This is a genomic window from Chryseobacterium sp. SG20098 (assembly GCF_031844745.1).
Lineage (GTDB): Bacteria > Bacteroidota > Bacteroidia > Flavobacteriales > Weeksellaceae > Chryseobacterium > Chryseobacterium cucumeris.
Genome location: NZ_CP134622.1, coordinates 3,858,612 through 3,873,525 on the forward strand (window position 1 = coordinate 3,858,612; position 14,914 = coordinate 3,873,525).

Sequence of the window (14,914 nt, forward strand, 5' to 3'; positions counted from 1 at the left end):
CTATGAAAAGAAACGTTGAATTAGTTGTTATATCGGATGTTCATTTGGGAACTTATGGATGTAAGGCTAAAGAATTGTTGAGATACCTCAATTCTATCCACCCTAAAACATTAGTTTTAAACGGTGATATTATTGATATCTGGCAGTTTAAAAAGTCTTACTTCCCTAAACCTCATTTGAAGGTAATCAGAAAGATTCTTTCACTGGCTACCAAAAACACAGATGTTTATTACATTACAGGCAATCATGATGAAATGTTCCGTAAGTTCACAGATTTTGAACTGGGAAAACTTAAAGTCTGTAATAAAATCTGTCTGAACATAGATCAGAAAAAAACCTGGATATTTCACGGTGATGTTTTCGATGCATCCGTCCAGCATTCCAAATGGATCGCCAAACTCGGCGGAAAAGGTTACGACCTCCTTATTATTATCAATAATGTTGTAAATTGGTTCTTAGAAAAAATGGGTAAAGAAAAATACTCGTTTTCCAAAAAGATCAAAAACAATGTGAAAAAAGCAGTAAAATATATCGGTGATTTTGAACTTACTGCTTCTGAGCTGGCCATTGACAATCATTATGATTATGTCGTTTGCGGACATATCCATCAACCGCAGATCCGTGAGGTTGTTAATAAAAAAGGATCTTGTACTTATTTGAATTCCGGTGACTGGATTGAAAATCTGTCCGCTTTAGAATATCATGATAAAGAATGGAAGATTTTTTATTACGATGAGCATAAGCATTTGCTGAAAGATGATGAAGCTGAAGAAATTCCGGAAATGGATAATTCTGCTCTTTTAAAAATTGTAACCAACTTTTCCTAAATGAAGGTTTTGTATGCATTCCAGGGTACTGGAAACGGGCATGTTGCCCGAGCACAGGAAATTATTCCTCTTCTCAAAAAACATGTGTCTGTTGATACCTTGATCAGTGGACACCAGTCGCAATTAAAGGCTGATTTTAATATTAATTTTCAACATAGAGGTATTTCTCTTCTTTATAATAAAACAGGCGGTTTATCCTACCGAAAAACATTTACAGAAAATAAATTCTTTGAAGCTGTTAAAACCATCAGAGAACTGGAGCTGTCACAATATGATTTGATTATCAATGATTATGAACCTTTGACAGGTTGGGCTTCCAAACTGAAAAAGCTTCCCATGATAGAACTCAGCCATCAGGCTTCCATGAGTTTTGTGGAAACACCCAAACCAGAAAAAAAAGATTTTCTGGGAGAAATGATTTTAAAATATTACGTTCCCAGCCAAAGAAAAATCGGTTTTCATTTTGAAAATTATCATCCGCAGATCAAAAAACCTGTAATCAGGAGAAAGATCAGAAATCTGAACCCTTATAAACAGGGATATTATCTGGTCTATCTTCCCAGTTTTGCAGATGAGAATATCATTAAGGTTTTAAGAAAGATTCCCGTGGAGTGGAAAGTGTTTTCAAAATACAGTAAAGTACAGGTCAAGGTAAAAAATGTGGAAGTATTTCCTATTGATGAAAGCCAGTATCTGAAATACTTTGAAGGCTGCGACGGAATTTTGTGCAATGCAGGTTTTGAAACTCCGGCAGAAGCGCTATTTATGGATAAGAAGCTATTTGTGATTCCCATCCACAATCAATATGAGCAGGAATGCAATGCATGCGCTCTGGATAAAATGGGAATTCCCAATTCCAAGGTTTTAAATCTTCAGGAAATTATGGAGTGGGTAGCGTCAGATCATCATCTCAGAGTAGATTATCCGGATGATATTGAAGACATCCTTCTTAATGAAGTTTTAATTCTTTAAAAAGATATCATCCACATCACTCATTCTCATCATTACAGATCTTGCATAGGAACAGTGCGGATATACTTTCCAGTTATTTTCTCTGGCAAATTTGATGGCTTCTTCCACTAAAAATTTTCCCATTCCTCTGCCTTCAAATTCGGGATGTACCAATACGAAAGAGATAATGAATTTATGGTCTTCCGGGAAAATAGTATAGGTAAGTCTTCCTACTTCTTTTGTTTCATTATTTAAAGTAAGAACACCGCCATTTCCGGATTTATTGTTTTCAAATTTCATGATTCAGGACTTTATTCTTCAATATACAAAAATTACACCGAGCTTTGCATAAGCAATAAGCAATAAGCAATAAGCAATAAGCAATAAGCAATAAGCAATAAGCAATAAGCAATAAGCAATAAGCAATAAGCAATAAATGTTTTTAAATTGATAACCATTCACTTGCGAAGCAAAATTGACCATAGATCTACCTAATTATCTTTCCCCGTATAATAGTTGTAGTCTTTGATAATCACATTGATAAACTGCCTTTCCGTCATTTTCGTAGGATCTATTTCCAGTTTCAGAATGCTTTTGATTTTTTCGGATAGTTTATTGATGATCTGGCGGTCATCTACTTTCAGAGCTTTGGTGTAATTATCTTTGATGATTCTCATATCATTATCACTCAAAGCAATTACCTGAGGGAAAGAAGGAACATAATTTTCATGGATATTCTCCAGGATTGTATGAGAAATATTAATGTTGTTTTTTAGAGAGATAACGGCCGTTCCGGAAGCAATGTCACCCAAACGCTGATTATTTTTAGAAACAATCATAGAAATAAGTCCTACTACTCCGGCAAATGAAACATCTACAATTCTGAAAACCCACCGGATCATATAATCTGCGAAACTAGCCTGATAACCGTCAATTTTCACTACTTTTATTTTCATGAGTTTTTTACCGGGAGTCTGGCCTTCCATCAAACTTTCCAATACAAGCGGATAAATGTAAACAGGAAAGGTAAGGACAAGATATACTGCACGTATTGACCAGCCGTCAAGACCATCCAGTAGATATCCCAAATCAAGAATATTGAAGAACAGATACAGGATAGCAACTACATAAGCAATCCTGATCAGAAGATCAATAATGAAGGCAAGCATCCTTTCTCCTACGCCTGCAATATTAAAATTAATATTTACATTTTGTGAGGTATTTATCGCAATTTGAGACATATTTTTTATTATTTTAGCCTTAATAATTATGAGAGAAGTTTATTTCATTAAACAAAATAAAGAAAAATGGTTGGGAATCGAACAGGTTATTCAAGGGAAAATAAAAAAAAATCCTGATGACCTGTCCTCATTGTATATAAACCTGATCAATGATCTTTCTTTTGCCCAGACTTATTATCCCAAAAGCAATACTACTGTTTATCTGAACCATTTATCTGCCCAGATTTTTCAGAAAATTTATAAAACAAAAAGAGTAGAGGAGAACAGGCTGGTTTACTTTTTCAAAACTGAAGTTCCGTTGCTGATGTATCAATACCGGAGATATCTGATGTATGCCTTTCTCTTTTTCATTTTGTTTACATCAATAGGAGTGCTTTCTGCCATTTATGATAAAGGCTTTGTGAATATTATACTAGGGGATGGGTATGTGAATGAAACGATCGAAAATATTAAAAATAATAATGCCGTAGGCGTTTATCAGAGCGGAAGCACTTGGGGAAGCACCATCGGAATTATCTTTAATAATATTCAGGTTGGAGCAAAATTATATATTTACGGAATTGCCGGGGGAGTGGGAACATTGTTCGCATTGCTTTCGAATAGTGTGATGCTGGGAGCTTTTCAATATTTCTTCTATGATTACGGAGCATTGAAAGACAGTGCAAGAGGAATATGGCTTCACGGGGTTTTTGAAATTTTTGCCATGGTAGTAGAAGCGATGTGCGGATTGATTCTGGGCGCGTCTATTTTATTTCCAAGAACATTTTCAAGATTTAACTCGTTTAAAAAAGGATTTAAAGATTCATTTAAAATATTTTTAAGTACTGTCCCTTTCACTATTTGTGCAGGGATTATAGAAGGATATGTCACCAGACATGCATTGAAGATGCCTTTAATTTTAAACCTTATCATCATTTTTGGCTCACTTGCAATTATTGGATACTACTATTTTGTATATCCTTCTGTTGTTTACAAAAAAACTAATAAACACATCTATGATACAATTTTATAAAAAAAGAGATTTTGGAACTTTCATCAGTGACAGTTTCAATTTTTTCAAATTATACGGAAAGAATTATTTCAAAAACTATATTCTGATCAATGGCCTGCTTTTGATCTTAATGGTTACTGTTGTTATCTTCGGATATAAGGAACTGTTTTCACAGATATTCGGATCTAATCTTGGCGGTGAAACCTATTATTTTGAACAGTATTTTTCAGAAAATTCCGGAATGCTGATCACAGTAGGATTACTGACTTTCCTGCTTTTCATGATCCTGATGATTGTCAATTATCTGTATCCTGTTTTTTATTTAAAAAGAATTGCACAGGGAGCAGAAAAAATAAAGACTGATGAAATTCTCGGCGACTTTAAAAACAATGCCGGAAGAATTGGAAAACTATGTCTGGGAATGATCTTTATCGTTACTCCGGCAATCTTATTTGTAGTAGGTTTTTCTTATATCCTGATTTTTATTATTATCGGATTGTTTTTGATCCTGCTTCTTTATCCAACGATATTTAATTTTACTACCTTTCTGATGTATGATTATTTTAATTCGGACAGAGGTTTCTGGGGAAGCTTGAGCTATGCTTTACGTTCTCAGTTTTCTTACCCGAATGGAAGTGAAAAATCACCATACTGGAAATATTGGGGATCTGCATTTGTGATGTTTATTATTATGTATATGATAACATCTATATTCACATTTATCCCTATGATGTTTTTTTACGGATCACTGCTTACCTCTACACCGGACGGAAATTTTGAACAGAATCCTTTTACCGGAACTGCCGGAATCATTTTTTTTGTATTCTATGGATTTTCTATGTTATTTTCATTTTTTCTTTCAAACCTGATGTATGTGAATGCGGGATTAATGTATTATGACAGCAGAACAGATCTTCACCAGAAAGTAGAATTGGCAGAAATAGATACGATTGGAATCAATGAATAAAATTATTTTTTTCATACTGCTTTTTTTCTCTCTTGGGCTGGTTCATGCTCAGGATGATAATTCCGATTCTGATGATCTGGTAGATTCACTATACACCACCGGACATTACAGAAATATGCTGCGTGCGGATTCTGTGCTGATGAAAAATCCGGTATCAGAGAATGAGGTGTATCCGAAAACATTCAAAGAAAATATTCCGTCAAGATATAAAGGAAATGAATTTGACTATTCCGTATCAAAACCGAGAGAATCTTTCTTTCAAAAGCTGATGCGAAAAATCAATCAGATTATACAGAGTATTTTTGGAGAAACAGCGTTCACTAAATCGGCAGAGCTGACCACGATCATTATTCGTCTGTTTGCAATTATTCTTGTAGGTTTTCTGTTGTATTTTATTATTAAATATATTATGGGAAAAGACGGGAATTTTATTTTTGGTAAAAAAAATAAAAAACTGGATCTCAATGTACAGGAACTTCATGAGAATATCCATGAAATCAATTTCCCTGAAAGTATCGCGAAATTTGAAAACGCAGGAGATTATCGTTCCGCAGTTCGGTATCAATTCCTGTTTGTTCTTAAAAAACTGAGTGACAAAAAATTGATCAACTGGAATCCGGAAAAAACCAATAAGGACTATGCCTCAGAGTTAAAAGCTCATCATCTGAAGGGTGACTTCTCCAATCTGTCTTATATTTTTGATTATGTATGGTATGGTGAATTCAGAATTGAAGAAGAGAGCTATCAGAAATTTAAAAATCAGTATCAGGCATTTAAACCATAACTATAGTAACCATGAACAAAACTTTCAAAACATATGCTGTAATTTTCGTCATTGTGATGATTATTTTGGCGTTGCTTGAAGTTAACAAAAAAGAAACGACAGACTGGCGGAAGAATTTTGATATCAATGAGAAGTCTCCGTTTGGACTGTTTGTTTTTAATAATGAAGCGAAATATCTTTTTAAAAATAATCTTAAGAAGATTGAACAGGTTCCTTATGAATATTACAGCCAGCACAAAAAGGGAGCTCACAATATTGTAGTCATTGAAAATAACCTTGACGGTGAGTCATGGAAAAAACTTCTGTCTCAGATATCTGAAGGTTCGGATGCATTTCTGATGGTAACCCGCATGCCTAAAGAAATTTCTGATAGTATCGGATATTACGATTCTGAGATCTCTTTTGAAGAAGAAAATGTCCTGAAACTTACCGATAAAAAATTTCAGAATGATTTTATTAAATTAGATAAATTTCCATCGGGCAGAGGATTTTCCTTTATCAAACCTAAAGTGGAAGTACTGGGGAAAACAGTTGAGAAGAAGAATACAGATCAGGCCAATTTTATTAAAGTAAAGTTTGGTAAAGGATATATCTATGCTCATACAGAACCTCTTTTCCTGACGAATTATTATCTTCTGAAACCCGGCAATGTAAAATATGCACAGGATGTGTTTTCATATCTTCAGGATAGAGAAACCCTTTGGTTCGTATCCAACAAAAGTTCTGAATCACGCTTTTTCATGAGATTTATATTGTCAAATCCACCTTTAAAATATGCATGGTGGGTATTTTTAGGAGGACTTATTCTTTTTATCTTTTTTAATGCAAAAAGGAAACAGAGGATAGTTCCTGTAGAAGAGCCATTAAGAAATACTTCCCTGGATTTTGTGAAAAGCATTGGAAATCTGTATCTTCAGGAAGGCGATTTTCATGATATGATGGCCAAGAAGGCACAGTATTTTCTGAACAAAGTGAGAATGGATCTGTTGATAGATACTCAGAATTTAGATGAAGAGTTTACAAAAAAATTGCATCTGAAAACTGGTAAACCCTTAGAAATGATCAGTGAAGCAATAGTACTTATCAAAAAAGCCCAGGATCCTTACGCCAGTGTTATGAAGGAAGATCTTACAAGGATCAATAAGCTCCTTGATGAAATACTTAAATAATATAATAATAGAATAACCTAACCATATAACAGTTTTTCAATGCTAAAATGTCTGTTCGTTAGAATACATATAATTGTAGATAGTCATTGTTAAACTAGCAAATTAAAATTATTATGGAAAACTTTGATAACCCGAATATAGAAAACCAAAGCGCTATCAATCTTAATAAACAGGAAGAGCAATTTCAGTCGAGAATTGATATGATTGAACTTCGTGCGAGTTTAGAAAAAGTAAAATCTGAGATCGGAAAAGTAATTGTAGGACAGGAAAAAATGATTGAACATCTTTTGGCTGCATTACTTTCAAACGGACACGTGCTTATTGAAGGAGTTCCGGGAGTAGCAAAAACAATCACGGCAAAATTATTAGCCAGAACCATTGATGTAGGATTTAGCAGAATTCAGTTTACTCCGGATCTGATGCCTTCCGATATTTTGGGAACTTCTGTATTCAACGTGAAAAACTCAGAATTTGAATTTAAAAAAGGACCTATCTTTTCCAATTTCATACTGATTGATGAGATCAACAGATCGCCGGCAAAAACGCAGTCTGCCCTATTTGAAGTAATGGAAGAAAGGCAGATCACGATGGACGGTACACGGTATGCGATGGATGAACCTTTCCTTGTTATCGCTACACAAAACCCTATTGAACATGAGGGAACGTACCGGCTTCCGGAAGCTCAGCTGGACCGTTTTCTATTCAAAATCAATGTAGGATATCCTAATCTTGAACAGGAAATTGCGATCATTAAAAATCAGCACGAAAGTAAAAAAGAAGATAAAACAGAAGGAATCAATCGTGTCATCAGTGCAGAGCAGTTGAAAAACTATCAGCATCTGGTAAAAGAAATCATTGTGGAAGCACAGCTGATGGAATATATTGCTAAGATTATCATCAACACCAGAGAAAATCAGTTCTTATATCTGGGGGCTTCTCCAAGAGCTTCACTGGCACTTCTGACAGCTTCCAAAGCATTTGCTGCACTAAGAGGAAGAGATTTTGTAACCCCTGAAGATATTAAAGAGGCAAGCTATGCTGTTTTAAGGCACAGAGTAATCGTTTCTCCCGAAAGAGAAATGGAAGGTCTTAGCGCAGATGAAATTATCCGTCAGATTTTAGAAGGAATAGAAATACCGAGATAGGGTAGTAGAAAGAGGGGCTTGAATCATCATTACTAAAACCTTTTATCTGCAACCTGCCACCTAACCAATGAAAAACTTACACATCAATACACGTTTCTTTTTTACACTCATCGGAGTGGGGATCCTGTATGTCCTTGCATTTTTCTTTCCGGTGCTGATGTGGGGAGCCCATCTTGCACTATTGATCTGTTTTCTTGCAGCAATGGTAGATTTTCTGTTGCTGTTTAATCAAAAGAATGCCTTACAGGTTCAGAGAATTTTGCCTGAAAAATTGTCCAACGGAGATGAGAATTTTGTAAAAATCGATATTAAAAATAATTACAGCTTCACCATAGCCACTAAAATTATTGACGAAATTCCGTTTCAGTTTCAAAAGAGAGATTTTCTGATTGAAAAGCAGATCGCTTCTGGAGGCAATACATTTTTTCAATACACATTAGAGCCTAAAGAAAGGGGAGAATATCATTTCGGAGGATTGAATGTGTATGCATCATCACCTTTGGGATTCATCTCAAAAAGATTTATTTTCCAGAAAGATGCTATGCTTCCTGCCTATCCCTCTTTTATTCATCTCCGAAAATATGAGCTGATGGCTATTCAGAGTGAATTTTTATTGGGTGGAATCAAGAAAGTCAGAAAGCTGGGACACACCATGGAGTTTGAGCAGATCAAAGAATATGTTCCCGGAGATGATATCAGAACGATCAACTGGAAAGCAACCTCCAAGACCAACAGACTCATGGTAAACCAGTTTCAGGATGAAAAATCACAGCGTATTTTTATGTTGATCGATAAAGGAAGAACCATGAAAATGCCGTTCAATGGATTAAGTTTACTGGATTATTCCATCAATGCAACCATGGCACTTTCTCATATTATTTTGAGAAAAGGAGACAGAGCGGGAATGATGACTTTTTCCAAGAAAGCTGAAAATAAAATTGCTGCCGATAATAAATCCGGACAGTTGAAGAAAATCTCTGAAGCGCTTTATAATATTAAAACCGATTTCTTCGAGAGTGATTTCAACCGTTTGTATCAGGATGTAAAATATTCCATCAATCAAAGAAGCTTAATTCTGCTTTTTACCAATTTTGAAACTCTTGACGGATTGAACCGACAACTGAAATATCTTCGCGGAATTGCTAAAAATCACTTGCTGGTAGTGGTATTCTTCAAAAATTCAGAACTGCAGACGTTGATCAACAAAAATCCTGAAAATATGCAGGAAATTTATGATGAAATTATTGCTGAAAAATTTGAATTTGAAAAGAAACTGATCATCCAGGAACTTCGTAAATACGGAATTTATACCGTATATACCCTTCCGGAAAATTTGAATATCGATGTTATCAATAAATATCTGGAGATAAAAGCGAGAGGAATTTTATAAAATATTTTAAATACAAATCAAAAAATAAAATGGAACTAAAAGAAAAGGCAGGTGCGCTGTTGAAAATAGCTGCCTTAAATGAAGGTGCAAAAGAATATATTCTTAACAATCCTGAGCTCTTTAAACTCTTACTGAAAGCAGCTAAAAGATATATAGGAGGCGAAAAAATGGAAGAAGCTATTGCCACTGCTAAAAGAATTAATGATAAAGGACTTCCAACTTCACTAGAGTTTATGGGAGAGAGTACCCGTTCCGTGGAAGAATCAGAATCAGTAACTCAACATTTTTTTGATTTGATTAATAAAGTGAAAGAAGAGAATATCAATTCTATCATTTCTTTGGATTTATCACATATTGGTCTTGCAATTGATAAGGATCTTGCTTATAATAATTTAATGTCATTAGCAGAATCAGCTTACAAAAAAGATATTGAAATAGTGATTAGTGCAGAGGGTATTGATAGAACTGATGATATTATTAATACCTTTTGTAAAATATCGCCTGATTTTCCAAATGTTGGAATTACCCTGCAGGCATATTTAAACCGTACTCCAAAAGACCTTGAACGGATATTGAATGAAACACAAGGGAAAATAAGAATTGTAAAAGGTGCTTTTGCTGTTCCTCCGGGACATGCTGTAGAGAGAGGAAAACATTTAGACGATTTATATATTAAATATATTGAAACTCTTTTCCTTAAAAACAGGAAATGTTCTGTTGCTACCCATCATAATATCGTTCAGAAGAGAGTTAAAGAGCTCATTGAACAATATGATATTCCAAAATCTAAATATGAATTTGAAATGTTACTGGGAATACAGGAAGATCTGTTGAATGAAATCTATAAAGAAGGTTACCCGTGCAGACAGTATATTGTGTATGGTGATGAATGGTATCTGTACATGTGTAACCGCATTGCAGAAAATCCGGATAATCTTTTTCAGGCTATGGTTGATATCATGTCTTAGCCTGAGGTTTACTCCATAAAGTTTTTTATATTTGAATAAGAATATAAAAAGAAATCTGAAATATAAACCCGTACAATGAAAATTACACTCAACAGAATAAACGACGATTTTTTATTTGAATGTACAAACTCACAAGGAAATTCTATCCTTTTAGATAATACTTCCCAGCCGGGAGCCAAAGGAGTTTCCCCAATGGAAAGTGTACTGATGGCTGTAGCAGGCTGCAGCGGAATTGATGTGGTGTCTATTCTGAAGAAGCAACGTCAGGAAATTAAAAGCTTTCAGGCAGAAGTAGAAGGAGAAAGAGTGCAGGTAGAAGATGCAAAACCTTTTAAATCGATTAACGTTAAGTTCCTTTTGGAAGGAGAAATTGATCCTAAAAAAGCATTAAAGGCTGCAGAACTTTCTTTTGAAAAATACTGCTCTGTATCAAAAACGTTAGAACCGAATGTAGAAATCGGATACGAAGTGTATGTGAACGGAGAAAAAATTTAATCTCTTACATAAAATAGCAAAAGCCGGATGTTTTATCCGGCTTTTATATTACTCATTACCAATTACTCATTGCTTATTAAAAGGTGAGTCTTGGTTTTATCAGTTTCGCCACAGTAGCTGTCCATCCCGTTTGGTGGGAAGCACCCACACCACGGCCATTATCTCCATGGAAATATTCAAAAAACGTAATATAATCTCTGAAATGTTCATCATAATTGAACTTTGGATTACCTCCGTTGAAAGCTCTTTGTCCATGTTCATCCTTTAAAAATAGAGAACAGAGTCTTTTACTTATATTTTGAGCCACTTCATCAAGATTTCTTTTATCACCACTTCCTGTGGGAAGTTCTACTTTCAGACTGTTTCCATAGTAATAATGGAAGCGCTGAAGACTTTCCACAATCAGAAAATTGATTGGAAACCAAATTGGACCGCGCCAGTTGCTGTTTCCGCCAAACATACGGCTGTCACTTTCTGCAGGTGTATAGTAGACTATATTTTCAGACCCATGTACAGAGAAGACAAAAGGATTTTCCTCATATACCTTAGACATGGCGCGGATTCCGTAAGAACTCAGGAATTCATTTTCATCAAGCATTCTGGTCAGAACCTTTGTCAGTCTGTTTTTGCGGAGGATACTCATAAGGTGTTTTCGGCCTTGTCCTTCCTCATCCCAGTGAGAAACCAGTTTGGTCAACTCCGGCTTGTTCTTTAAGATCCATTCCATTCGGGTTCTGAAATTCGGCATCTTTTCCAGTAAGCGGTGGTCAACAATCTCAACAGCAAACATAGGAATCAAACCCACAATACTTCTTAATTTTAAAGAAACACTGTCTCCATTTCCTAGCTGTAGGACATCATAGAAGAATCCGTCTTCTTCGTTCCAAAGTCCTTTCGTTCCTTCGCCCAGGTTTTCCATAGCTTCAGCGATATAAAGATAATGCTCAAAAAACTTGATGGCCATATCTTCATATACCTGATAATATTGGGCAAGCTCCATTGCAATACGCATCATATTCAATGCATACATGGCCATCCAGCTTGTTCCGTCTGCCTGTTCAAGATGCTGCCCGTCCTTTAGTTCCATATTCCGGTCAAAAGCTCCGATATTATCGAGACCAAGAAACCCTCCGCCAAAGATATTTTTTCCGTTTTTATCCTTTCGGTTCACCCACCAGGTGAAATTAAGAAGCAGTTTCTGAAAAACTTTCTCTAAAAATAATAAATCCGGTTTTCCGTTAGTTTTTTCATCAATTTTGAAAACACGGAAGCATGACCAGGCGTGTACTGGCGGGTTCACGTCACTCATATTCCATTCATAGGCTGGAAGCTGTCCATTAGGATGCATGTACCATTCCTTAGTAAGGAGCAAAAGTTGTCCCTTGGCAAATTCCGCATCAATGATGGAAAACGGAACACAGTGAAATGCCAGATCCCATGTGGCATACCATGGATACTCCCATTTATCGGGCATAGAAATAATATCCTTATTATGGAGATGATTCCATTCCGTATTTCTTACATATTCGTTGAAATTTCTTGGGGCTTCAAAGTTGGGATCACCTTTCAGCCATTTTCCAATATTGTAATGATAGAACTGCTTATTCCAGAGAAGTCCTGCAAAAGCCTGTCTCTGAACATTTCTTTCATCTTCGTTAACGGTATCATTTTGAATTTCTTTATAAAATTCTTCAGCTTCAGCCTGTCGCGTATTGAATATTTCATCAAACTTTTCAAAAGGCTCATCAGCTTCAGCCGGGCATAATCTGAATTCAAAAACTTTGGATTCTCCGGCACCAATAAGCTCATCAATCAGAAAAGAAGCTTTTGTCCCTTTCTTTGCGGGATTTATCGTATTCGTTTGATGGATAATATAATTATTGATTCCGTCTTTGAAATAAGTGTTTTCACCTGCAGGAGCTCCATAAAGCTTAGAATTGTTGGTTTCATTATCACAAAATACGCTTTGTGCATTGGTATTTCGGGAATAAAGTTTTTTAATGGAGATACTGTCGTGTCCAATATTGATACTTCCGTCATGAGAAGCATTAAGCTCTGCCTTATAGGTGTTGTATCCCCATTTCCAGTTATTTCTGAACCATGCTGTAGGTGCCACCACAATAGGTGCTTCATGCTGACTTCGGTTACAGACCGTTACTCTGGCAAGAATATCATTGTGATCGGCCTTGCAATATTCAATGAAAATATCAAAATATTCATCATTATCGAAAATTCCGGTATCGAAAATTTCATATTCCGGTTCCTTTTTACTGCGTCTTCCGTTTTCTGCAACAAGGTCATCGTAAGGAAATTCATTGATCGGATATTTATACACCATTTTCATATAGCTATGAGTAGGTGTATTATCCAGATAATAAAAGATCTCTTTGATGTCTTCCCCATGATTTCCCTGAGGATTGCTCAACCCAAAGAATCGTTCCTTTACCATTTTGTCTTTCTTGTTCCAGAATGAAAAAGCAAAACACAAAAGCTGCTTTATATCAGAAATTCCGGCAATACCTTCTTCTCCCCATCGGTAGGCATAGCTTTCTGCATTATTATGGTTGGTAAAATTCCAGGCATTCCCGTTCGGGCTATAATCTTCACGTACATTTCCCCACTGCCGGTTGCTTACATAAGGTCCCCAGTTTTTCCATTTGGTATCTTGTAATCTATCTTTTTCGGCGGTCATATCTCATCACTTTTCCATACGAAGTTAGTTTTTTTGAGAAGTAATTCCAATTTTTTTCATCTGAATAATTATTAATATACTCTTGGAATACTTGTATTTAAGGGCTTTTTTAAATATTAAAATAATTTTTTTTTGAAATTAAAAGAAAAGAACTACCTTTGCACCATTCGTTCATTCAAATATTGAAAATGTTATCAAGAAAGGTTGAGGGATTAGACCCTATGAAACCTTAGCAACCCTTTGCGCAAGCAAAGAAGGTGCTACGTTCTACCAAATAATTTTGGACAGATAACTCACTGAAGTTCTTTTCAGCCATTTCCTGTGGCATTTTCAATTGTATTAAAATTTAATAGAATTGAAAACAGAACTAAACTATATTAATCTTACGTATCAAACTCATTCCCAAAAGGAATACCATATCCCGTTGAGCTATCAGCTCTTTGGGAAAGATCTGTTTACAGCCCCTGTCATTTTAGTCAATCATGCTCTTACCGGAAATTCAAACGTATCCGGAGAAAAAGGCTGGTGGAAACAGCTGGTGGGAAAAAATCAGATTGTTGATACTGATCAATATACCGTTCTATGCTTCAACATACCCGGAAACGGATATGACGATTTTTTAATTGAAGACTATGAAGACTTTACTCCTTCAGATATCGCAGCGATATTTTTGAAAGGACTTGAAGCGTTACATATCAAAAATTTATATGCCATTATCGGAGGCTCTCTGGGAGGAGGGATTGCGTGGGAAATGCTTTCCAAGCAGCCGGATCTTGCAGAAATATTTATTCCTATTGCCTGCGATTACAGAACGCACGACTGGCTTCATGCACAGTGTCTGGTTCAGAAATTTTTATTAAATGATAAGGAAGAACCATTACAGAAAGCAAGAATTCATGCCATGTTGTGCTACAGAACACCGCAGTCGCTCAATGACAGATTTCAAAACCAATATAACCAGGACAAACAACGCCTGGAATCAGAAGACTGGCTGGTTTATCATGGTAATGCACTAAACGAAAGGTTTAGTTTAAAGAGTTACAAACTGATGAATCATCTCTTGATGAATATAAATGTTGTTGAAGAAGCACTGGAGAACATACAGGCACGAATGCACATGATCTCCGTAGATACAGACTTATTCTTCCCGGCTTCTGAAATCCGAATGTGTTTTGAAAACTTAAAAGAGAAAAATAAGGATGTGTCTTATCACGAGATCCAATCTATACACGGCCATGATGCCTTCCTAATGGAATATCAACAATTAAATAATATCATTAAAAACATTTTATAG

At 35.6% G+C, this 14,914-nt stretch carries 14 protein-coding genes and 1 riboswitch; of the genes, 11 read left to right on the plus strand and 3 right to left on the minus strand.

Annotated elements, in window-relative coordinates; translation table 11 throughout:
• Positions 1 to 2: 2 nt before the first annotated feature.
• Together RHP76_RS17730 and RHP76_RS17735 are read left to right on the plus strand one after the other, a co-directional pair.
• Positions 3 to 827: a UDP-2,3-diacylglucosamine diphosphatase gene (locus RHP76_RS17730; protein ID WP_311228697.1), complete on the plus strand. Its 825-nt coding sequence runs from the start codon at positions 3 to 5 to the stop codon at positions 825 to 827.
• Positions 828 to 1,799, plus strand: coding sequence for a glycosyltransferase family protein (locus RHP76_RS17735; protein ID WP_288443903.1), 972 nt, complete (start codon positions 828 to 830; stop codon positions 1,797 to 1,799).
• On the opposite strand, the gene RHP76_RS17740 is transcribed toward RHP76_RS17735, so the two are convergent.
• Positions 1,788 to 2,078 (minus strand): GNAT family N-acetyltransferase, encoded by a 291-nt coding sequence (locus tag RHP76_RS17740; RefSeq protein WP_062673684.1) that lies wholly within the window; start codon positions 2,076 to 2,078, stop codon positions 1,788 to 1,790. The two genes, RHP76_RS17735 and RHP76_RS17740, sit on opposite strands and share 12 nt — an antisense overlap.
• A 191-nt stretch (positions 2,079 to 2,269) precedes the next feature.
• The gene (locus RHP76_RS17745; RefSeq protein ID WP_311228698.1) at positions 2,270 to 3,019 is read right to left on the minus strand and encodes an RDD family protein; all 750 of its coding nucleotides are present in this window, start codon (positions 3,017 to 3,019) and stop codon (positions 2,270 to 2,272) included.
• 28 nt (positions 3,020 to 3,047) lie between these two features.
• Between RHP76_RS17745 and RHP76_RS17750 the strand changes: the two genes are divergently transcribed.
• The 8 genes from RHP76_RS17750 to RHP76_RS17785 all read left to right on the plus strand — a co-directional run bounded on the left by RHP76_RS17750 (position 3,048) and on the right by RHP76_RS17785 (position 10,928).
• Positions 3,048 to 4,031: a stage II sporulation protein M gene (locus RHP76_RS17750; protein ID WP_311228699.1), complete on the plus strand. Its 984-nt coding sequence runs from the start codon at positions 3,048 to 3,050 to the stop codon at positions 4,029 to 4,031.
• The gene (locus tag RHP76_RS17755; RefSeq protein ID WP_062673691.1) at positions 4,015 to 4,977 is read left to right on the plus strand and encodes a DUF4013 domain-containing protein; all 963 of its coding nucleotides are present in this window, start codon (positions 4,015 to 4,017) and stop codon (positions 4,975 to 4,977) included. The genes RHP76_RS17750 and RHP76_RS17755 overlap by 17 nt, the downstream gene beginning before the upstream one ends.
• Entirely contained in the window at positions 4,970 to 5,761 is a 792-nt protein-coding gene (locus RHP76_RS17760; protein ID WP_311228700.1) for a DUF4129 domain-containing protein, read from the plus strand. The genes RHP76_RS17755 and RHP76_RS17760 overlap by 8 nt, the downstream gene beginning before the upstream one ends.
• Before the next feature lie 11 nt (positions 5,762 to 5,772).
• Positions 5,773 to 6,930 (plus strand): DUF4350 family protein, encoded by a 1,158-nt coding sequence (locus tag RHP76_RS17765; protein ID WP_311228701.1) that lies wholly within the window; start codon positions 5,773 to 5,775, stop codon positions 6,928 to 6,930.
• A 113-nt stretch (positions 6,931 to 7,043) separates the two neighbouring features.
• Positions 7,044 to 8,075 (plus strand): AAA family ATPase, encoded by a 1,032-nt coding sequence (locus RHP76_RS17770; protein ID WP_311228702.1) that lies wholly within the window; start codon positions 7,044 to 7,046, stop codon positions 8,073 to 8,075.
• 67 nt (positions 8,076 to 8,142) lie between these two features.
• Positions 8,143 to 9,465, plus strand: coding sequence for a DUF58 domain-containing protein (locus RHP76_RS17775; protein WP_311228703.1), 1,323 nt, complete (start codon positions 8,143 to 8,145; stop codon positions 9,463 to 9,465).
• Between the two features lie 29 nt (positions 9,466 to 9,494).
• A complete protein-coding gene (locus RHP76_RS17780; RefSeq protein ID WP_280213473.1) occupies positions 9,495 to 10,433 on the plus strand; it encodes a proline dehydrogenase family protein in 939 nt (312 codons plus the stop codon).
• Positions 10,434 to 10,508: 75 nt separating this feature from the next.
• Complete coding sequence (locus tag RHP76_RS17785; RefSeq protein WP_062673700.1) at positions 10,509 to 10,928, plus strand: OsmC family protein; 420 nt, start codon at positions 10,509 to 10,511, stop codon at positions 10,926 to 10,928.
• Between the two features lie 76 nt (positions 10,929 to 11,004).
• Here RHP76_RS17785 and RHP76_RS17790 read toward each other — a convergent pair whose 3' ends face one another.
• Entirely contained in the window at positions 11,005 to 13,620 is a 2,616-nt protein-coding gene (locus RHP76_RS17790; RefSeq protein WP_311228704.1) for an MGH1-like glycoside hydrolase domain-containing protein, read from the minus strand.
• 188 nt (positions 13,621 to 13,808) lie between these two features.
• Positions 13,809 to 13,915, plus strand: a riboswitch (SAM riboswitch).
• Positions 13,916 to 13,975: 60 nt separating this feature from the next.
• On the opposite strand from RHP76_RS17790, the gene RHP76_RS17795 reads away from it, so the two are divergent.
• Complete coding sequence (locus RHP76_RS17795) at positions 13,976 to 14,914, plus strand: alpha/beta fold hydrolase (RefSeq protein WP_311228705.1); 939 nt, start codon at positions 13,976 to 13,978, stop codon at positions 14,912 to 14,914.